This window comes from Pilimelia columellifera subsp. columellifera (assembly GCF_039532605.1).
GTDB classification, from domain to species: domain Bacteria; phylum Actinomycetota; class Actinomycetes; order Mycobacteriales; family Micromonosporaceae; genus Pilimelia; species Pilimelia columellifera.
In genome coordinates this window covers 246,037-264,687 of the sequence record NZ_BAAARY010000003.1, presented here as the reverse complement: position 1 = coordinate 264,687, position 18,651 = coordinate 246,037, and the positions used below count along the sequence as shown (strand labels likewise).

18 protein-coding genes are annotated in these 18,651 nt (G+C 70.2%); 5 read left to right on the top strand and 13 right to left on the bottom strand.

Going from position 1 to position 18,651, the window contains the following annotated elements; translation table 11 throughout:
* Window positions 1-306: 306 nt before the first annotated feature.
* Window positions 307-903 carry a nucleoside/nucleotide kinase family protein gene (locus ABD287_RS05655; RefSeq protein ID WP_344169302.1) on the bottom strand — a complete coding sequence of 199 codons (597 nt, stop codon included), beginning with the start codon at window positions 901-903 and terminating at the stop codon, window positions 307-309.
* A 737-nt stretch (window positions 904-1,640) separates the two neighbouring features.
* On the opposite strand from ABD287_RS05655, the gene ABD287_RS05650 reads away from it, so the two are divergent.
* Complete coding sequence (locus ABD287_RS05650) at window positions 1,641-2,945, top strand: chymotrypsin family serine protease (protein WP_344169300.1); 1,305 nt, start codon at window positions 1,641-1,643, stop codon at window positions 2,943-2,945.
* 127 nt (window positions 2,946-3,072) lie between these two features.
* On the opposite strand, the gene ABD287_RS05645 is transcribed toward ABD287_RS05650, so the two are convergent.
* The gene (locus tag ABD287_RS05645; protein WP_344169298.1) at window positions 3,073-3,333 is read right to left on the bottom strand and encodes a hypothetical protein; all 261 of its coding nucleotides are present in this window, start codon (window positions 3,331-3,333) and stop codon (window positions 3,073-3,075) included.
* Window positions 3,330-4,523, bottom strand: a complete 1,194-nt coding sequence (locus ABD287_RS05640; protein WP_344169295.1) for a trans-sulfuration enzyme family protein — start codon at window positions 4,521-4,523, stop codon at window positions 3,330-3,332. Before ABD287_RS05640 ends, ABD287_RS05645 begins: the two co-directional genes overlap by 4 nt.
* Window positions 4,524-4,723: 200 nt before the next feature.
* Between ABD287_RS05640 and ABD287_RS05635 the strand changes: the two genes are divergently transcribed.
* Both ABD287_RS05635 and ABD287_RS05630 read left to right on the top strand, forming a co-directional pair.
* Window positions 4,724-6,211: a SulP family inorganic anion transporter gene (locus ABD287_RS05635; RefSeq protein WP_344169292.1), complete on the top strand. Its 1,488-nt coding sequence runs from the start codon at window positions 4,724-4,726 to the stop codon at window positions 6,209-6,211.
* A gap of 26 nt (window positions 6,212-6,237) precedes the next feature.
* Entirely contained in the window at window positions 6,238-6,645 is a 408-nt protein-coding gene (locus ABD287_RS05630; protein ID WP_344169290.1) for a MerR family transcriptional regulator, read from the top strand.
* A 23-nt stretch (window positions 6,646-6,668) separates the two neighbouring features.
* On the opposite strand, the gene ABD287_RS05625 is transcribed toward ABD287_RS05630, so the two are convergent.
* Window positions 6,669-7,361: a hypothetical protein gene (locus tag ABD287_RS05625; protein WP_344169287.1), complete on the bottom strand. Its 693-nt coding sequence runs from the start codon at window positions 7,359-7,361 to the stop codon at window positions 6,669-6,671.
* Between the two features lie 109 nt (window positions 7,362-7,470).
* Between ABD287_RS05625 and ABD287_RS05620 the strand changes: the two genes are divergently transcribed.
* A complete protein-coding gene (locus ABD287_RS05620) occupies window positions 7,471-7,815 on the top strand; it encodes a YnfA family protein (RefSeq protein ID WP_344169284.1) in 345 nt (114 codons plus the stop codon).
* Between the two features lie 15 nt (window positions 7,816-7,830).
* Here ABD287_RS05620 and ABD287_RS05615 read toward each other — a convergent pair whose 3' ends face one another.
* From ABD287_RS05615 to ABD287_RS05600, 4 genes are all read right to left on the bottom strand, one after another.
* Complete coding sequence (locus ABD287_RS05615; protein ID WP_344169279.1) at window positions 7,831-8,562, bottom strand: HD domain-containing protein; 732 nt, start codon at window positions 8,560-8,562, stop codon at window positions 7,831-7,833.
* A gap of 7 nt (window positions 8,563-8,569) precedes the next feature.
* Window positions 8,570-9,838 carry an APC family permease gene (locus tag ABD287_RS05610; protein ID WP_344169276.1) on the bottom strand — a complete coding sequence of 423 codons (1,269 nt, stop codon included), beginning with the start codon at window positions 9,836-9,838 and terminating at the stop codon, window positions 8,570-8,572.
* 12 nt (window positions 9,839-9,850) lie between these two features.
* The gene (locus ABD287_RS05605) at window positions 9,851-10,912 is read right to left on the bottom strand and encodes an anti-sigma factor RsbA family regulatory protein (RefSeq protein WP_344169273.1); all 1,062 of its coding nucleotides are present in this window, start codon (window positions 10,910-10,912) and stop codon (window positions 9,851-9,853) included.
* A 99-nt stretch (window positions 10,913-11,011) separates the two neighbouring features.
* Entirely contained in the window at window positions 11,012-12,550 is a 1,539-nt protein-coding gene (locus tag ABD287_RS05600; RefSeq protein WP_344169270.1) for a M4 family metallopeptidase, read from the bottom strand.
* Window positions 12,551-12,801: 251 nt separating this feature from the next.
* On the opposite strand from ABD287_RS05600, the gene ABD287_RS05595 reads away from it, so the two are divergent.
* Window positions 12,802-14,967, top strand: a complete 2,166-nt coding sequence (locus ABD287_RS05595) for a glycosyltransferase (protein ID WP_344169267.1) — start codon at window positions 12,802-12,804, stop codon at window positions 14,965-14,967.
* Window positions 14,968-14,971: 4 nt separating this feature from the next.
* On the opposite strand, the gene csrA is transcribed toward ABD287_RS05595, so the two are convergent.
* Genes csrA through flgN form a run of 5 tightly spaced genes read right to left on the bottom strand, consistent with a single transcriptional unit; the run spans window position 14,972 to window position 18,527 of the window.
* Window positions 14,972-15,256: a carbon storage regulator CsrA gene (csrA, locus tag ABD287_RS05590; protein ID WP_425565503.1), complete on the bottom strand. Its 285-nt coding sequence runs from the start codon at window positions 15,254-15,256 to the stop codon at window positions 14,972-14,974.
* Window positions 15,257-15,267: 11 nt separating this feature from the next.
* Window positions 15,268-15,672, bottom strand: coding sequence for a flagellar assembly protein FliW (fliW, locus tag ABD287_RS05585; protein ID WP_344169264.1), 405 nt, complete (start codon window positions 15,670-15,672; stop codon window positions 15,268-15,270).
* A gap of 55 nt (window positions 15,673-15,727) precedes the next feature.
* On the bottom strand, window positions 15,728-16,636 hold the full coding sequence (locus ABD287_RS05580) for a flagellin N-terminal helical domain-containing protein (protein ID WP_344169261.1): 909 nt from the start codon (window positions 16,634-16,636) through the stop codon (window positions 15,728-15,730).
* A gap of 5 nt (window positions 16,637-16,641) precedes the next feature.
* A complete protein-coding gene (flgK, locus tag ABD287_RS05575; protein WP_344169258.1) occupies window positions 16,642-18,045 on the bottom strand; it encodes a flagellar hook-associated protein FlgK in 1,404 nt (467 codons plus the stop codon).
* The gene (gene flgN, locus ABD287_RS05570; RefSeq protein ID WP_344169255.1) at window positions 18,045-18,527 is read right to left on the bottom strand and encodes a flagellar export chaperone FlgN; all 483 of its coding nucleotides are present in this window, start codon (window positions 18,525-18,527) and stop codon (window positions 18,045-18,047) included. The genes flgK and flgN overlap by 1 nt, the downstream gene beginning before the upstream one ends.
* Window positions 18,528-18,651 lie beyond the last annotated feature (124 nt).

The window sequence follows — 18,651 nt, the reverse complement described above, 5'->3', positions numbered from 1 at the left end:
ACCGAGGGCCCCGCGCCCTCTCCAACACCGTCCGTTATGGACGAGGTGCCCGTGTCGTCCCCGCCGACGATCACGCCCTTGCTGAGATCACCTCATTGTAGGTTCCAATTGAGATGTCACTTTCTCATGGACATGTCGCCAGTGACATCTTCGGCGACATGTCCATGAGAATTTTGTACGGCGTGGCGTACCGCGGTCTTGTTCGCAAGGTAGCAGCATCTCGGTCATGCTTGCGGCGCTCTGCGGCGGCCACGACTGGCCGGCTTGTGGCGTACGAGAGTCGGCTGGAGCTGGCGCGGGCCAGGGCTACCTGAGCAGGTTATCCCGCACGATCCGAGGGACATCGAAATCCTGGTTATCAACCACGATGTCAGCGCGCCGCTGCGGTGAACACGCCCTGAAGTAGATGCGTTGGCCCTCGACATAGCGGCGCATGCTCGGGTGCTCGGGATCCAGGTTGGAGCCGTTACGGTCCGCCATCCGCTGCGCGGTCACGCTGAACGGCACGTCCAGGAACACCGACAAATCCCAGGCCGTGACGAGTTCGTCGCGGTGCAGGAACAACCCGTCGACGACCAGCACCGTTGCGGGGTCCGCGGTGCGCGCCTCCGGATCCAGCACCGCGTCCGTCCTCAGGTCATACGCTGCTGGCCGGTAGCGCCGTGAACCGCCAGGCCCGAACGCGACCAGCACGTCGCGCTCGAAGCGCGGATAGTTATACGAGTCCTCCCAAAATCCCTGCGGCGAATCACGCCCCTGGCGATGACGGACCGCACGGACGTTAAGGAAGTCGTCCAGCGACACCCGCACTACAGGGCGACCAAGAGCCGTCACCGCCGACGCGAGCTCGTCGGCGAACACGCTCTTGCCGGATCCGTATCCGTCGACGCCGTCGACAGCCACCCGAACGCATCCATCCCCGTCAAGCGTGGGCGCACATCGCGCGACCCGGCCGACGACCAGGCGCCGTTCCGCGGACAAACTCACCTGGCAGGTCTCCCGCACCCCGGCGCCTCCGTCCGTGACCACGCCCGCCCGACCTTCCTCAAGCTCTCCGGAGTTCACACCACGGCGCTGGCTGGGTCGGGCGGATGGCTGCGAACGAATCCACGGCCGAGGAAAGCGCCAAGATCGTGAGAAACCCGGCCGATATTTCACTGAGAAACCGTGACGAAGACCAGCTCAGCAGCCTGGACACGACATCTGAGGCGAGAACCTACAGCTGGGGTAGCCAATGTCCTACCGGCCGCCGCCTCCACCTTCAGCACCCTCCAAGGTTTAGGAGGGGGTCAATTTTCGGACGCGGCTCCGACCTGCCAAAACGCCCACCCACCCGGGCCAACAGATGATCCAGTTCGTCCTGCCACGACACCACATCAACGTAGGTCACACCACAACGAACGGCTCCCCACACTCAACGTGACAGGCCCCAATGCCGTTGCAGTACCAAGTGCACATTCGCGGCCGAGTGCGAACGAGGACAGCACAAGACCGGCGAGTGCGAGGAATCGCACGCTGACATCCCGGCTGTCCCTGGTACATCCCAGCCGTCCCTGGGACGGTCCTGCCGGTTGTTACGAGAGGCGGCCGACGTCATCGTCCTATGTACGCCAGTCAGCTAACAGAAAAGGGTAAGGATCATGCGTACATTCGTGGTAATCGCGGCGGCCGCCGTCGCCGTGGGCGGGGTCTTATCCGCACCGTTCACCGCCGATGCGAACCCCCTCCGATCTCGTCTGCCAGCGACCGACGGGCCCTCCGTCGTAGGCTCCAACAACCCCGGCCCCCAGTACTGGGCCAAGCAGGCGAAGGTCGTGGGCGTCGCTGATGTCATCACCGAGGCCTATCGCCGGCTGCCCGGCGACTCCGGTTACGCCGGTCTGATCACTGATCCCGCCAACAGTCACATCACCCTGTACTGGCACGGCTTGGTCCCCGACTCGGTGACTCAGGCCACGAAGAACGACTCGGATGTCACAGTCGCCGTGGTGCCCTCGGCGAAGTACTCCTATCAGCGGCTGTTGAAGGCTCGCGACGAGGTCATCACCAACCGGCTGACGATCGACGGTACCGAGGTCGTGTCGGCGGGACCGCTCGGCGATGGCTCTGGGTTGCGCGTCGGGGTGAAGGGCGACGAGGTCATGGTCGCTGGAGCCGCCATCCAGGCCCAGATCTCGACGGCGGCAGGCGGGGTTTCCGTCACCGTGGTGTCCGAGAACCCGGAGATCTCCGTCGCCGGCCCGGACACAGTCGACTCACTCCGCCGCTCGATCCTCGATCGCAAGAGCGATCCGGCCTACGGTGGGGCGCGCTGGAAACCCAATAACCGTGGTGGTTGTTCAGAGGGCTTTACCCTTGGGGAGAAAGTGAATTCGGCTATGGCCACGGCCGCGCACTGCATTGATCTCAACGAAGACGCGTACAGCTGGAATGGCCAGCAATACGGAAAGGTCAGCGATCGGTACACCAACCGCGACATCGCGGTCATTCGACCCACCATGCTCAGCGGCCCTGCCTTCTTTCAACCCTCCATGTTCTGGGGTGACCACAACAGGCAGTCCCTACGGCCGGTGAGCGGTCTGTCCGGCAATCACCTCGGCATGCTGACTTGCAGCTCCGGGGCCTACTCCGGCACGATCTGCGACATCAAGATCGTCGCGACCGGCACGACGCACTGTTATCCCGATAAATTCTGCGCGTACGGTCTGGTCGACGTGCAGACCATCAACGGCGGCCCGGTCTGGGGTCCCGGCGACAGCGGTGGCCCCATCTCCACCTCCAACGACGAAACCCTCTACGCCAACGGCATCATCTCCGGGAGCGACAAAAAGGGGTTCCCGACGTACTGCCTGGGCGAGCAGTCGCGCAACTGCGCCAGCTACGGCTGGTACGCCCCACTGGACAATTGGTTGACGGAGAGCGGGTTCGTCCTTAACACCGGCTGACCAGAATATCCGCCCTGACGCCGCGAAACGCCCGGCCTTACGCCGAGGCGTTTCGCGGTCCTTCGATGAAACCGGGCGGCCACCCTTGAGTTCAGCCGGTCGTAGCTCTCTGGTTCGGACAGTGTTCTCACCCGGCGGCGCGGGGTTGGGGCACGGGTGATGCCGTGCCGTTGTCGGGTTGGAGTGCCCCGTAGAGGGTGGAGCGGCCGATGCGCAGGAGGCGGGCGATGGTGGTGACGGATTCGCCGCGGGCTTGGCGGGCTTGGGCGATGGCGAGGACGTCGTCGGTGACGGCGACCGCCGCGCTGGTTGGCTCGTAGCCGCCGGTGGCTCCTCGCTGGAATCGCCCTTCGATTTCTTGGATTTGACCCGGACTGAACGACGTCACCCAGCGCCGGCAGCGTCCAGCGCGCAGGCGAGATCGTGCCAGAGGTCGTCGAGGTGTTCGCAGCCGACGCTGAGTCGGAGCAGACCTGGCGCGACGTGTTCCTGGCCGGGCAGTTTGGCGCGGCGCTCGATGGTGCTCTCCACACCGCCGAGGCTGGTGGCCGAGGTGATGATGCGGACCCGGTCACAGACGCGGTCCGCGGTGGCCGCGTCGGCGAGGTCGAATGCCAGGACCGCGCCGAACCCGCTCATCTGCCGGGCTGCGACCTCGTGGCCGGGGTCGTCCGGGAGCCCGGGGTAGCGAACGCGGGTGACGGCAGGGTGCGCCGCGAGACGACGCGCCAGGTCGTGCGCGCTGCGCTGCGCCCAGTCGAGGCGGACGGCGAGGGTGCGGATTCCCCGCAGCGCCAGGTAGGCCTCCAGGGCGCCGGGGGTGGCCCCGGCCATCTCACGGCCGTGGCGCAGGGCGGCCGCCAGCGCCGGGTCTCCGGCCACGGTGACACCGAGCAGCAGGTCGGAGTGGCCGCCGAGGAACTTGGTGGCGCTGTGGATGACGATGTCGGCGCCGAGGTCGAGGGGACGTTGGAGCAGCGGCGTGGCGAACGTGTTGTCGACCGCCGCGCGGGCCCCAGCCGCCTTGGCGGCCGCGCAGATCGCGGCGAGGTCGGCCACCTGGAGCAGGGGATTGGTTGGCGACTCCAGCCACACCAGGTCGGCGCGGCCAGCGGCCGCCGCGGCCGCAGCGGTGTCGGCTACGTCGACTAGCTGCACTGACCAGCGGCCGAGCCGCTGACCGTTGGCCAGCAGCCCCCGTACCGCAATGTAGCTGTCCGTCGGCGCGACCACCCGGGCACCGACCGGCAGCAGGTCGAACACGGCGGCGGCCGCGGCCATCCCGGACGAGAACGCGGTGGCGTGGCCCCCTTCCAACTCACCGACCACCGCTTCCAGCGCCTCCCACCCCGGCGTGCCATCGTCGCGGGCGTACTCGCGCCGCTGGCCGTCACCGGTGACCCCGTCGGGCGGCGCGGCGCCAACGGCCGATGGATCGATTCGTGGGGCGGCGCGGAAGTTCGACGCCAGCACGACCGGGACGTTGAGTGGCCGGCCCGATCCGTGTGGCCGGCCGGACGCCACTACGGCGGTCTCCGGCCGGTAGGCCGGACGGGCGGCGGCGGACTCTGCGCTCACGGGGCTCCTTGGGGGTCAGGGAGGTTTGCCGACAACGGTCCAGCCCACCGTATCGGCCCCGGCCGGCTTCGGGAGCATCCAGTTGCCAGGCGCCCCGAGCCCAACTCTCCCCTCTCCGGAGAGTAGGGTTTCCGATGGCCCACGGCGCCCGTGGCCCGGACCACCCTGCCCGTCTTCGGACCCGCCTGGAATCGAGATTCATGTTCTCCGTGCTGTCGACTGCCCATTTGTCGCGTCCGTCCTGGCTGGCCCCACGGGTGCTGCGCACCGAGGTCCTCGCCGGCCTGGTCGTGGCGTTGGCGTTGATTCCCGAGGCCATCTCGTTCTCGATCCTGGCCGGGGTGGACCCGAAGATCGGGCTGTTCGCCTCGTTCACGATGGCCGTGACGATCGCGTTCTGCGGCGGCCGCCCGGCGATGATCAGCGCTGCCACCGGCGCGATCGCGCTGGTGGTGGCCCCGTTGGCCCAGGAGCACGGTCTGGGTTACCTGGTCGCGGCGGTGATCCTCGGCGGGATCATCCAGGTGACCCTGGCGGTGCTGGGGGTGGCGAAGCTGATGCGGTTCATCCCCCGCAGCGTCATGGTCGGTTTCGTCAACGCCCTGGCCATCCTGATCTTCATGGCGCAGGTCCCGCACCTGATCGGGGTGCCGTGGCTGGTCTACCCGATGGTCGCCGTCGCGCTGACGATCATGATCTTCCTCCCGCGCGTCACCACCGCGGTCCCGGCGCCCCTCGTGGCGATCATCGCGCTGACCGTCCTCACCGCCGTGGCACGCCTGGCCGTCCCGAACGTCGGCGACGAGGGCGCCCTGCCCGACAGCCTGCCGACGCTCGGCCTGCCCGACGTGCCGTTCAACCTCGACACCCTGCGACTCATCGCCCCATTCGCTCTCGGCGTGGCGCTGGTCGGGCTGATGGAGTCGCTGATGACCGCCAAACTCGTCGACGACATCACCGACACCCACTCGGACAAGACCCGCGAGTCCTGGGGGCAGGGCGTCGCCAACATCGTCACCGGATTTTTCGGCGGCATGGGCGGCTGCGCCATGATCGGCCAAACAATGATCAACGTGAAGTCCTCCGGGGCCCGCACCCGACTGTCGACGTTCCTGGCCGGGGTGTTCCTGCTCGTCCTCGTGGTCGGGCTCGGCGACCTGGTCGCGATCATCCCGATGGCCGCTCTGGTCGCCGTGATGATCATCGTGTCGATGGCCACCTTCGACTGGCACTCCATCGCCCCGGCCACCCTCAAGCGGATGCCGTGGAGCGAGACCGTCGTCATGATCACCACCGTCGCCGGCACCCTGATCAGCCACAACCTCGCCATCGGCGTCGTCCTCGGCGTGCTCGCCGCGATGGTGGCGTTCGCCCGCCGGGTCGCACACCTGGTCGAGGTCACCAGCCGGCCCGGCCCCGACGACGCCACCCGCGTCTACTCAGTACACGGCGAGCTGTTCTTCGCCTCCAGCAACGATCTGGTATACCAGTTCGACTACGCCGACGACCCCGACAACGTGATCATCGACCTGACCCACGCCCACATCTGGGACGCCTCCTCCGTGGCCGCTCTCGACGCCATCACCACCAAGTACGCCGCCCGCGGCAAGACCGTCGAGATCATTGAGCTCAACCAGCCCAGCGCCCGCATCCACGGCGCCCTCGCCGGCCAACTGCCGAGCCACTGACGGCCACCGACCGGCACAATGCGCCGATGACACGACAGCACATGCAGATCGGCGAGGCCGCCGAACGGGTCGGGCTGAGCATCCGCACCATCCGCCACTACGAAGACGTCGGCCTCGTCACCCCCTCTGCTCGCAGCGACGGCGGCTTCCGCCTCTACACCGAACCCGACCTCGACCGGCTGCTCGTCGTCAAGCGGATGAAACCCCTCGGCTTCACGTTGGACGAGATGCGCGACCTGCTCGCCATCCTCGACGCGCTCGCCGCCGGCCAGGCGACAGAGCACGAGCTGGCCGCGTTACGTGACCGACTGGCCAGGTTCGGCACAGCCGCCCAGGCCCGGGTCCAAGCCCTACGCGACCAGCTCCACACCGCCGAAGGCTTCGCTCAACAGATCCGGGACCAGATCAACCTCCACGGCCCGACGACTTCGTGACGTCTTGGCCGGCGCCGGACGGGTCAACTCCGACGCAACATCAGCTGGCCGCGCACCGTCGCGCCCGGCAGCGGAACAACATCGACCGACGCCGCCGGGTAACCGGACGCGGCGGGGGTGAACGACATGGTGCGCGGACCCCCGCCGACCACACTGCTGATCACATACACGCCGCCGACGTGGACGCACTGCCGGTAGTACCGCGACGGCCCCCACTCGGGCACGACGCACCCGTCGACCGGGGACCCGGTGTCGGCGTCGGTCACCACCACCTCGACCGCGCCACGTCCCGGCAACGCGCCGTCGGCCCGCGCCGTGCCGCCGGCCTCGACCCGGTACGTGGCGCCCAGGCTCTGCCGGGACACCCCCGGCGCCCAGGTGTCGGGGGCGGGCGGGCGTCCGGCGCGTCGCACGTGGTAGACCCCGGCCGGAACCTCCAACCGGAACCGGCCGTCGGCGTCGGCACGGGTCCACCAACGTTCGCCGTCCCGGTCGGCGACGATCCGCTCCCCGCCGTCGGGCGCCCCCGCGGCGGTGACCCAACGTCCCTCGATCCAGCCTTGACCAGGCCCGGACGCGGCCACCGGAACGGCGCTGGCGCAGGCGATGACGACACCAGCCGTCACCGCCGCGGCGCCCCGCATAAGCTTGGTCAACGCGCCGCCGCCGGCGACCGCGGCGCGTTGTTCGGTTGCCCTGACAGACCTGTCCATCATCGAAGCTCCTCCCGCTTGGCGACCAGACACCACCACTATGGAGCGCCGCCGGCAGCGCGTCGAGCCCCAGACCCGCGCGGAACATGCTGACGCGGCTAGCGTGCCAGCCATGACCGTCGCCCGTTCCCTGCTCCTGTTCGCCCTCGCGGCGCTCGCCGAGATCGGCGGCGCCTGGCTCATCTGGCAGGGGTGGCGCGAACACCGTGGCCTGTGGTGGATCGCCGGCGGCGTCATCGCCCTCGGCGCCTACGGCTTCGTCGCCACCTTCCAGCCGGACCCCAACTTCGGCCGGGTCCTGGCCGCGTACGGCGGAGTCTTTGTCGCCGGCTCGCTGGCCTGGGGCGTCGTGATCGACAGGTTCCGACCCGATCGGTGGGACCTTGTCGGCGCCGCCATCTGTCTCGTCGGCGTCGCCGTGATCATGTACGCGCCCCGAGGCGCGGAAGGCCCGTGACGGAGCGGGCGCCGCTCAGGCCTGGACGGTTCCGTGGTCGAGGATGGCGCTGAACCGCTCCTCGGCCTTGTCGATCTGCTGGAAGATGTGCTCCTTGACGTCCCCCGACAGCGGGGTGTCCGGACGGGCGATCAGCTCCCGCAGGACCGGCGCCAACGGCCGGTACTTGCGCGCCGCCGAGGCGACCTTCGGACCGGTGGTGTGGATGACCCCGACGCCGTTGTCGGTGAAATCGGAGATCTTGATGACCCTGGCCCACGGCTCCCGGTCCAGGGTGACTGCCAGATGCGCCAGGTACTGGGCGTTCCGGTCCCGGGCCGGGTCGTACGCGGGGTTGGTGACCGCGGCGACGAGCCGGGCGACCCGCGCCCCGAACCGGTCGGCGAGCGCCTCCAACGCCGCCTCGGTGAGATCAGCGCCCGCGGGGACGTCGCCGGCCAGCTCGGCCGGATGGTCCTCCACCGAGTCGTGCAGCAGGCCGGCGACGAGAACGTCCACGTCCCGCACCTGGTAGTGGTGCATGAGGCGGATCGTCACCCGGAGCAGGTGGTTGAGGTAGGGCTCGCGGACGCGGCGGTCGTCGTGGTGCAGCTCGGCGGCGAGGTCGAGGGCTTCGGCGAGCCGGCGCTGGGCGGTGGCGTCGAACTTGGTTGTCTCACGACGGAAGCGTTCGAGCAGTCCCGGCGCCCCGTGGACCTCGGTGATCGCGTGCATGGGCATGGCGCTCAGGTGCGCGGGGAACTCCATCCGCAACTTATAGTCGACGCCCGCGACGGGCGCTGACCCGAACGTAGCTGGCCGCCCCGATAGCGACGACGATCACACCGGCGACCACTGATGCGGTCGGCAGGGCAGCGGCCAACAGCAGGCATCCGGCCAGCCCGACCACTGGGACGACACGCGCCGGACGCGCCTGCGCGCGGGTGAGGGTGAGCGCCGCGGCGTTGGCGATCGCGTAGTACAGGAGAACGCCGAACGAGGAGAAGCCGATCGCGCCGCGCAGGTCGACAGTGGCGGCCAACGTCGCCACGACCAGCCCGACCGCCAGCTCGGCCCGGTGTGGGACGTGGTGTCGAGGGTGGACGGCGTCGAGGGCGGCCGGCAGGTAGCGGTCCCGGGCCATCGCGAAGCTGGTCCGGGACACCCCGAGGATGAGCGCCAGCAGCGACCCGAGGGCGGCGAGCGCCGCCCCGACCCGCACGACCGGGGCCAGCCAGCCGGCGCCGGCGGCGGTGACGACCTCGGCCAGCGGGGCGGTGGCGTCGGCGAGGCGCTCGGGTCCGAGGACGCCGAGCGCGGTCACGCCGACGGCCGCGTAGACGACGAGGACGACGAGCAGCGCCGTCCGGACCGCCCTGGGGATGGTGTGGGCCGGGTCGCGGACCTCCTCCCCCAGGGTGGCGACGCGGGCGTAGCCAGCGAAGGCGAAGAACAGCAGGCCACCGGCTTCCAGCACCCCGAGCGCCGGGAACGGGTCGGCCGGGGTCAGCAGGCCGACGGAGGGCGGCGTGGCAACGGCGCCGGCGGCGACGACGGCGACCAACACCCCCAGGACGACCGCGACGATGACCCGGGTGACCTGTGCCGACTTGTGCACGCCGCGCCAGTTGAGCGCGGTCAGGGCCAGCACGGCTGTCACCGCGGCCAGCAGCTGGTGGTCGGGAACGGCGTAGGCGGCGAAGGTGAGGGCCATGGCGGCGCAGGAGGCGGTCTTGCCGACGACGAACGTCCAGCCGGCCAGGTACCCCCAGAACGGCCCGAGGCGCTCGCGGCCGTAGACGTACACCCCGCCGGAGGACGGGTGGCGGGCGGCCAGCCGGGCGGTCGAGGTGGCGTTGCAGGCGGCCACGATGGCGGCCACGGCGAGCCCGGCGGGCAGCCAGGCGCCGGCGGCCCGGGCGGCGGGCGCGAAGGCGGCGAAGACGCCGGCGCCGAGCATGGCGCCGAGGCCGATGACGACGGCGTCGCCGACGCCGAGGCGGCGGGTCAGCTCATGGGCGCGGCCGGCTGGGGCGGCTGCCATGCGCGCTCCTCGTCAGGGGGCGGTGGGTGTCGGCGTCCGACCGGCCGGAGCGGCGCCGCCGAGCTGACGGGCCGGGCTCGCCGGTGAGGTCACGGATGCTCTGGAAGCGCGCTCGGGAGGCACGCTGAGGAAGAGGCGGATGTCCGTCCCGGACGGTCCGGTGTGGATGCGGACGAGGTCGCACAGCTGGTGCACCAGGATCAGTCCTCTTCCGCCGGTGACGTCGCCGGCCGGCGGGATCCGGCCGGCGAGTGGGTCGTCCAGGTGGCCGGAATCCTCGACCTGGTAGATCACCTGGCCGGGCTCGGCCCACCACCGGACCCACCCGGGGCCGGGCGAGTGCTCGATGGTGTTGGCGGCCAGCTCGTTGACGGCCAGGACGAGATCGTCGGTCCGGTCGGCGTCGAGGCCGGCGCGGTGGGCGTTGGCGGCCACGAACCGGCGGACCTCGCCCAGCGCCGCCTCGCGGTCGTAGCGCAGCGATTCCGCGTGGCCAGGAACGGCCGGCAGCGGCAGGTTGCACTCGGCGGCCACCGCGAACGGCGCGGTGTAGGCGCCGCTGGGGCGGCGCCCGGCGTCGTCGGTCAGGAACGTCGGGTGGGTGCGGCCGGCGTCGGCGACCGTGGTGGCGTCGAGTCCGGCCGCGTCGTACGGGCACAGGATGGCGGCGTCGCGGCCGGCGAAGGCGGCGTTGATGAGAGCTTCGTGCGCCAGGCAGGCGGGGTACTCGGTCTCGGTGCGCCCGGGCCAGACTGGCTCGCCGACGATCCAGGCCCGCCGGCCCTGGTGGCGGGCGGCGAAGGGCAGCAGGACGCTGGGCAGGATCCGGCCCGGATTACGGCCGGCGGCCCGCATGTCGGCGTATCGGATCTGGGGGCCGACGCCGGCGAGCGCCTCCCGGAGCAGGGCGAGGCGGTCATCCGGGACCGCGATGAGGACCGGCGCGCTGTCGGCGAGCGCGGGGGCCAGGAAGCTCCTGATGCCGTGGACGTACTCCCGGGCGTCCTGGTACAGCAGCGCGACGTGGTCTAACGGCTCACCGACCGCAGCGATCACCGCGCCACCTGCTTTCATGCGCCCGAGAATACGCGTGGCCGCGGCCAGCCCTGTCCTGAGTGCTGCGGGGTCCGTCGCGCGACGGACCCCGCAGCCTGTTTCAACGCCGCCCGAAGGTCAGCAGCTGCTGCCCTTGACGCTGACAGCGTCCCAGGCGGCCGCGACGGTCTTGCACTCCTGACCGCCGGGGAAGATCTGCTTGGCGGACTCGATCGAGGCGTTGCGCGCCTTGACGTGCGTCCAGCCGCTGGTCTTACGGTTCAGGGTGGCCATGAAGATCTTGCCGGCCTTCTCGATGCCGATGCCCGTCACCGTGCTGTTGTTACAGGTCGGGCTCTTGGGCTGGCCGTTGGTCGGGTTCGAGCCCTCGGCGAGCAGGTAGAACCAGTGGTTCTGCGGGCCCGCGCCGGCGTGCACCTCGGGGGCGCTGCCGGTCCACATGCAGTTCGGGTCGCCGACCTTCGACGGCTCGTACATGTACCGGATGGCGCCCTTGCCGGCGAGGTTGACCAGTTCGCCGACCTCGTAGTCGGGCTTGTCCTTGGCGTTGTTGGCGTAGAACTCGGTCAGCGCGCCGAAGATGTCGCCGGTCGACTCGTTGAGGCCGCCGGCCTCGTTGCCGCCGCCGGAGCCGCCGGGGGTGGTGGCGAAGATGCCATGGCCCTGCTCGTGCGCCACGACGTCCATGCTGATGACCTGACGCTTCTTGTCCGACGAGTGGCCGAAGTTGGTGAACGAACCGTTGAAGAAGGCGTTGACCTGCTGCAGACCGACCCGCATCGGGTAGGACCGGCCCTGCCCGTTGGCGCCGTCGCGGTCCAGCCACTCCTTGAGCATGTCCCACTGCTTGGCCGCGGCGTACATGGCGTCGACGCAGGCGGTCTCCATGTCGGTGCCCGCGCCGTTGCCCCAGCTGTCGCTGGTCTTGGTGAACGCGGCGCCGTTCTGACCGCCGCACTGGATGCCGGCCCGCTTCGGGTCGACCAGCTTGAACGACGGGGTGGTGGACAGCTCGACCTGGCCGCTGTAGTAGCCGTTGCCGGCGCCGTGGGTGACCTCGTCGTAGGTGTGGCCCTTGAGGACCTTGCCGCTCTCGGCGTCGACGAAGACGTGCAGCTTGGTGGGGGCGAGACCGTGCTCGTCCTTCTTGGCGCCGGTGACGACGACCTCGTAGGCGGTCCGCCCGGCGCCGGTCGCCACGATCTTCAGCTCGGGGACGCTGGTCGCGTCGACCTTGGCGACCTGGGCCCGCGCGACGCGCGTCGCGGCGGAGGCGGAGATCGCGGGGGTGATGTCGCTGACGGCCAGCGCGCGCTGCTGCGCCACCTGGGTGCTGAGGACGTTGGCGTCGCGGTCGGTGACGACGACGAAGTCGCCGCCGACGACCGGCAGGCCGCGGTGGGACCGTTCGTAGGCGACGTAGTGCAGGTCCATCGACTCGATGACCGACTGGCGGGTCATCACGTCGCTGTCGGAGCGGTGGAACAGGTCCGGCTGGCCGGCGATGAGCTGGTCGGCGGCGGAGGCGGCGCGCAGCTGCGCCGCCCGGTCCTGGGCCGGGATGTTGACGGGCGCGGCGCCGGCAGGCGCGGTGAACGCGATCGCGCCAGCGACGACGGCCGCGGCGCCAGCGGCCAAGGGTGTCCGATACTTCATAGGTCCTCCTGAAGGGGCCGCGCAGCGCCCGCCGACCCGTTTCGGATCGGGGGGTGCGGGACGCGTGCGGCAAGATCAGTAAAGGCCGATTAAGTGATCGACGTCAATAGATTCAGCCAGATTCTTCGATACGAAGAGTGAGCGCCGCCGACCGATCGGACGATCCGCCCGTCGCCTCGGACGCCGGGTGGCCGCTGACGAAATGCCGGAATTCACCTAGGTAGTGGCCAGCCGGGCGAGATGATACGAACATGAGCCGCGCTCCCGTCTCCGTTGTCCTGTTGGCCAGCGGCACCCCCAATGACCTCAGGCTTTGCCTGGAATCGCTCCGGCCCACCCTCGGCGTGCGCGACGAGGTCATCGCGGTGGTCCCGCCCGGCTCAGCCGGGTCAGCCCCGGCGCTGCGGCGCGAAGCGTGGATCACCGTGCTCGACAGCCCCACCGATGACCCAGGAGAATCCTGGTCACAAGGAGTAGCCGTGTCGCGCCGGCCGCTGGTGGCGCTGCTCGACGGTGATGTCCTCTGTTCGGCGCGCTGGCTGGACACCGTCGCCGACGCCCTCGCCGACCCGGCGGTCGTCGCCGCCGGACCCGCCTGCTACCGGTCCGGCGGCCCGCAGGGCGTCGAGATCGGGGCCGGTGGGCTGCGCTCGGCGGCCGCGTTCAAGAGCTACGCCCGTCAGTGGCGGCAGGACCATCGCGGCGCCGCAGTCGACGTCGACCGGCTCGGTCCGGTCTGCGCCCTCATCCGCCGGGAGGCGCTCGACCGCCACGGCGTCCCGCCGCTGGGCGGCGCCTACGACGCGATCGCCGCCGACGGCCGGGTCGTCCTCGTCGAACAGGCGTTGCTGGCGCACACCGGCGGGCCCGCCTGCGCCCTGCGGCGCGACACCCGGCCCGGCGAGGTGCTCATTTCGGCGAGCCTGATCGTCAAGGACGAGGAGCGGGTGCTCGGCGCCAGCCTCACGGCCGTGCGCGACCTGGTGGACGAGGTGGTCGTCTACGACACCGGGTCCACCGACAACACCCGGGAGATCGCCCGGGAGCACGGCGCGCGGGTCATCGAGGGCTACTGGAACGACCACTTCGGCGACGCCCGGAACCGGGGCATCGAACAGTGCCGTGGCGAGTGGGTGCTCATCGTCGACGCCGACGAGGTCGCCGAGGGCGACCCCGACCAACTACGCGCCCTGTTCGCCCAGGCACGCGACAGCAGCTTCCTGACCATGGTCTACAACGCCAAGGAGGCCGGCGGCAACGCGCTGTGGTCCACCCGCGTCTTCCGGCGGGACCAGTGCCGCTACCGCGGCCGGCTGCACGAGCAGGTCACCGACCGGATCACCGGCGACGGCGTGGTCGGCCCCCGGATCCCGGCGCCGGTGCTGTCGATCGCCCACTCCGGATACACCAGCGCCCGCATGGCCATCAAGAACAAGAGCGCCCGCAACCTCGACCTGGCCCGCATCGCCGCCACCGGCCCCGCCCCGATGACCGCCTTCCTCGACCTGGCCCGCTCGGAGTTGCAGGCCGGGAACCTCGACGAAGCCGTCGACGCCTGCCGGCGCGGCCTTGAAGCCGGCAGCCACCGGGTTCCCCGGCTGGTGATGATGACCATCCTGGTGCGGGCGCTCGCCGAGGCGGGACGGCTGGAGGAGGCCCGGCAGGCGTTAGCCGAGCTGCGGGCCACCGACGCCGCCGAGGTCACCGTCGCCCCGGCCGAGATCCGGCTGCTCATCGCCGAGGGTCGCCACGAGGAGGCGCTGACGCTCATCCGGCAGTTCCCGGAGCGGGCCACCGACGACATGCTCCTGGTCGTGGGCCGGTCGCAGCTGGCCAACCTGGAGATCTACTCGCTGGTCGGGCTCGGCCGGACGCGGGAGGCCGCCGAGATCCTGCGGGAACGGCTGCGCGTCGGCGAGCTGCCGTTGTCGCTGAGCACCAGCGGCAGGATCCTGGGCAGCATGCGTCCGATCGCCGAGCTTTTTCCGACGGCGCAGCTACGCACCCTGCTGGGGTCCGCGGTGGCCGAGCCGGCCGAACCGGCGGCGCTCGTCGACGAGTTGGCCGACGAGCTGTGGCGGCGCCACGAGGGACATCCGGTGCCGTTGGCGTTGGGTGGTTTCGTGGGACCAGCGCTGTCGCCAGCGCGCGCCCTGGAGTGGTCGGCCCGGCTCCGTGCCCATGGCCACCGCTCGGAGTGCCCGCTGCTCCGGCTGGCCGCTGACGAGCAGCGGACGCCACGCGAGCGGGTCCAGGCCGCGGCGATCGCGCTGACGACTTTCGAGGACGAGACGGCGCTGCCCCGGTTGGAGGCGGCGTTGGCCATGGTGCCGGCCGCCGAGCACGACGCCGTCATCGCCGATCTTCGGCTGCTGGCGCCGCAGGTGGCGGCGGCGCTGGAGCCGGCCGGCGCCTGAAGTCCTACCCGGTGGGTTTGCCGGGCTGGTCCGCGGGTTTGCCGGGGTGGTCGGCTGGTTTGCCGGGGCGCAACAGGCGGGTGAGATCGCGCACGGCGTTGTCGCTGGGCGAGGCCGCGGCACGGTTGGCCGCCTGTAGCTCCCGGTAGACCTCCTCGCGGTGGACCTGCACCACGCGCGGCGCCCGCACGCCGATGCGCACCACGTCGCCCCGGGTCTCCAGGACGGTGACGATGACCTCGTCGCCGATATGAATGCTTTCGCCGGGCCGGCGGGTCAGCACGAGCATCGGGGTTCCCCTTAGGCCGAAGTGGTCAGCGGCGCGCGCACCGGCAGGTCGCTGCCGGTGAGCACGACCTGAAGGGCATGCCGGCTGACCTGGTCGACCAGGATGGGGGCCAGCTGGTTGGCGGTGGTGGCGGCGAGCGACTCGCCCGCGGTGACGACCAGGAGCAGCAGGATCTGGTCCGGATCGGTGGCGCCCAGCAGCTCCAGCGACTCGGTGGAGACCTCCGGCGCGTACGTCGGGAAGAACGGCGCCGGCGGGACGACGAGGAAGCGCAGATCCGGGTCGTCGACCGAGGTCAGCGCGGACAGGATGCCGTCGTCGTCGAGCCGTACCAGGACGAAACGCAACTGGCTCGGGAACCCCGGCATCGGGGCGACGAACTCGATGACCGGGAGGTCGTCCGGCTGGTCGGCCATGTGCTCCTCTTCCAGAGCCCACCCGCCCGGCTCAGGGCGAGCCGGCGGGCGGGGGTCAGCGGAGGAAGTCGACCAACGAAGGCTGGATGACGCGGGCGGTCGTCGACAGCGCCGCCTGGTAGGCGGTCTGCTGAAGCTGAACCTCCATGATCGTCTTCGGCAGGTCGATGTCCTCCACGTCCGAAAGCTGGGTCCGCAGACTCAACGTCCGGTCGCTTACAGATTGCCGCATTTGTTCCACGCGATTGTACTTCGAGCCGACGTTCGCCAGCTGCGTCTGGAGGTTCTCCATCGCCGTGTCGATGTTGCCGAGGTCAGTACCCAGCGCCACCGCGTCCCCGGCCCGCATGTTCGTCGCGATCGCCGTCAGCACCTCGAAGAGCTGCGTGCCGCTGCCGTTCACGCCGAACACCTCCGGCCCGGTCACATCCACCCGCACCGAGGTGCCCTCGCCGATGGTGCGGTCCACCGTCGCGCCAGGTCCGGTGGGCACGCCGGCGTACCCGCCGGCCGGCGTGTAGGCCAGGCCGCCCGTGGTCGTGCCGCCGAAGACCGGCCGGTCCAGGTAGGTCGTGTTCGCCAGGTCGATGAGGGCGTCCCGGATGTTCTCGACCTCGACGGCGATCGCCTCGCGCGCCGTCGCCGACCCGGACATGCTCGCGGTGCGTCCGGTGAGCACCAGATCACGGGCCCGCCGGATGTGGCTGAGGCTGCTGGTCATGGTGGTGTCGAGGGTGCCGAGCCAGCCGACGCCGTCGTCGCCGTTGCGCACGTACTGCTCCTGCGAACGGATCTGGCTGCGCAGCTGGAGCGCCGAGACGGCGCCGGTCGGCGAATCCGACGGACGGGTGATCGACTTGCCGCTGGAGAGCATGTTCTCCAACCGCCCCAGGCGGGTCAGGTTGCCCTGGAGGTTGTTGGTGACGCGCGCCGCGATCGACTGCTGCGTGGATCGAATCATCATTTCCGTTATCTCCCCACGATGCCGGTGCGGTTGATGAGGACGTCGAGCGCCTCGTCGATGCTGGTCATCAGCCGAGCCGCGGCCTCGTACGCCTTCTGGTAGCCGATCAGGTTGGTCATCTCCTCGTCGAGGTTGACCCCGGCGTCGGCGAACCGCAGGGCGTCCATGTCGTTGGTGATCGTCGCCTGGATGCCGGCGCGGCGCTGGCTGGTCTGGGCCTCGACGCCCAGCCCGACCACCATCGAGCGGTACTTGGCGTCCGGGCCGTTGGTCAGCCGGCCCAGATTGCCCAGCGCGGCCGCGTTGCTGCCGTCGAGCGTGCCGGCTACCGACGAGGCGGCCAGGTGGGTCGGATCGGTGATGCCCACACCGATGGTGCGGGCGGTGATGCCGGTGACGCCGGTGATGTCGACGAACATGTCCCGGTTGTTGACCCCGTCCAGGCCGAAGCCGGCCCGGTGGACGTTGTTGACCTCGGTGGCCAGGCTCACCGCGACGGCGTCCAGCTTCCCGGCCAGGTCCGGCACGATGTTGTTGAGCAGGTCCAGGTTCGCCCCGACCGAGCCAGATCCGGCCGAGGCCGGCAGCCCGTTGTCGGTCCAGGCCAGCCGAACCGGGTCCGCGCCCTGGTCCTCCAGCCGGTTGCCGCCGAGGATCTCGATGTGCCGGGTCGTCGTGCCGCCGACCAGGGTGGAGCCGCCGAGGAAGACGTCCGTATAGCCGTTCTCCCGATGAACCACCGAGACGCCGGCGAGTTTGGCCAGGTCCATGAGTCGCAGGTCGCGCTGGTCACGCATCTCGTTGGAGGGCATCCCGGACGCCTGCGCCTGGGAGATCACCTCGTTGAGCTTGGCCACAGCGTCAGCGGCGTTGTTGATCTCGGTGACGAGGGAGTCGGCCTGTACCCGCGCGGTGCCCCACTGTGACGACAGGGCAGAGAAGCCGTCCCGCAGGCCGTCGGCCGCCACCGCCGCCCGCTGGAGCAGCTGCTCCCGGGCCGCGGTGTCGCCCGGACGGTTGGCGACATCGCCCCAGCCGGCCCACAGATCGGCCAGTTGGGAGGCCATCGCCGTGTCGCTCGGCTCGGAGAAGACGTTCTCGATGCGGTTGTAGGCGCTCATCTTCGTGTTCTGGAACGTGTTCATGGCGTGCTCTTCGCGGCCGCGTGATTCAAGGAACCCGTCACGTAGCCGCTTGATGTCGTCGACCCGCACGCCGACGCCCGGTCCGTCCCACTTCGCATGGATCGCCGATACCTCGGCGCCGCCCCGTGGAACCATGTCGACCCGCTGCCGGGTGTAGCCCTCGGTGTTGGCGTTGGCCACGTTCTGGCCGGTGGTGTCCATGCCGTGGCGCTGCGCGTAGAGCGCGGACAGCGCCGTCGACAGACCGGAGAAGGTGCTACTCATCAGATTGCCTCATCCACAAGTCGGGACCGCCGGTCAGCCAGGTGCGACTGCCCGTCCGGGCCGTAGGTCTGCACCGAGCCGGCGACCATGAGCATCGTCTCGCGGGCTGCCCGCTGACCGGCGGTGAGCAGGTCGCGGTTGGCCTCGGCCATCCCGCTGATCTCGGCCGTCAGGGTCAGGAAGGCGCGGCGGTGCTGGTGTAGCAGGTCGGGCCACGGGTCAGGGGCCGCGTCGGCGATCTCGGAAAGGCTCGGCTCCCCGGTCATCCCCAGCTCAAGGGCGACCGCCTGGGACTGGGCCGCCCGCAGGACCTCGGTCTGCCGGATCTGGTCCAACACCATCTCGACCTCGCGGGTGGCGTGCGCCAACCAGCGCGAACGCCCCGCCGCCAGCAGCAGCTGCTCCTCTTCCAGCTTGAACAGGAGCAGCTCCATCAGCTCCCGCGTCCGGAACAGGACGCTGGACAGCTCCGTCAGGCTCACGGCCGTACTCCCGTCGTCGTCGTGACCGCTGGTGGTCGCGGCCCTCACAGGCTTCATGTTCGGCGCCGGGTTGGGCCGGCTGAGGAGTTTCCCGCTGGGTTGGGGACCCAAAGCAACCAGCCGG

What these genes read in the sequence shown, in the direction of transcription:
- ABD287_RS05605 (WP_344169273.1), bottom strand. Translation starts at nt 10,912, where the DNA reads ATGAAAGCAGGTGGCGCGGTGATCGCTGCGGTCGGTGAGCCGTTAGAC.
- ABD287_RS05625 (WP_344169287.1), bottom strand. Translation starts at nt 7,361, where the DNA reads ATGATGGACAGGTCTGTCAGGGCAACCGAACAACGCGCCGCGGTCGCC.
- ABD287_RS05630 (WP_344169290.1), top strand. Translation starts at nt 6,238, where the DNA reads ATGACACGACAGCACATGCAGATCGGCGAGGCCGCCGAACGGGTCGGG.
- csrA (WP_425565503.1), bottom strand. Translation starts at nt 15,256, where the DNA reads ATGCTCGTGCTGACCCGCCGGCCCGGCGAAAGCATTCATATCGGCGAC.
- fliW (WP_344169264.1), bottom strand. Translation starts at nt 15,672, where the DNA reads ATGGCCGACCAGCCGGACGACCTCCCGGTCATCGAGTTCGTCGCCCCG.
- ABD287_RS05600 (WP_344169270.1), bottom strand. Translation starts at nt 12,550, where the DNA reads ATGAAGTATCGGACACCCTTGGCCGCTGGCGCCGCGGCCGTCGTCGCT.
- ABD287_RS05610 (WP_344169276.1), bottom strand. Translation starts at nt 9,838, where the DNA reads ATGGCAGCCGCCCCAGCCGGCCGCGCCCATGAGCTGACCCGCCGCCTC.
- ABD287_RS05650 (WP_344169300.1), top strand. Translation starts at nt 1,641, where the DNA reads ATGCGTACATTCGTGGTAATCGCGGCGGCCGCCGTCGCCGTGGGCGGG.
- ABD287_RS05615 (WP_344169279.1), bottom strand. Translation starts at nt 8,562, where the DNA reads ATGGAGTTCCCCGCGCACCTGAGCGCCATGCCCATGCACGCGATCACC.
- ABD287_RS05635 (WP_344169292.1), top strand. Translation starts at nt 4,724, where the DNA reads ATGTTCTCCGTGCTGTCGACTGCCCATTTGTCGCGTCCGTCCTGGCTG.
- ABD287_RS05595 (WP_344169267.1), top strand. Translation starts at nt 12,802, where the DNA reads ATGAGCCGCGCTCCCGTCTCCGTTGTCCTGTTGGCCAGCGGCACCCCC.
- flgK (WP_344169258.1), bottom strand. Translation starts at nt 18,045, where the DNA reads ATGAGTAGCACCTTCTCCGGTCTGTCGACGGCGCTGTCCGCGCTCTAC.
- ABD287_RS05580 (WP_344169261.1), bottom strand. Translation starts at nt 16,636, where the DNA reads ATGATGATTCGATCCACGCAGCAGTCGATCGCGGCGCGCGTCACCAAC.
- ABD287_RS05620 (WP_344169284.1), top strand. Translation starts at nt 7,471, where the DNA reads ATGACCGTCGCCCGTTCCCTGCTCCTGTTCGCCCTCGCGGCGCTCGCC.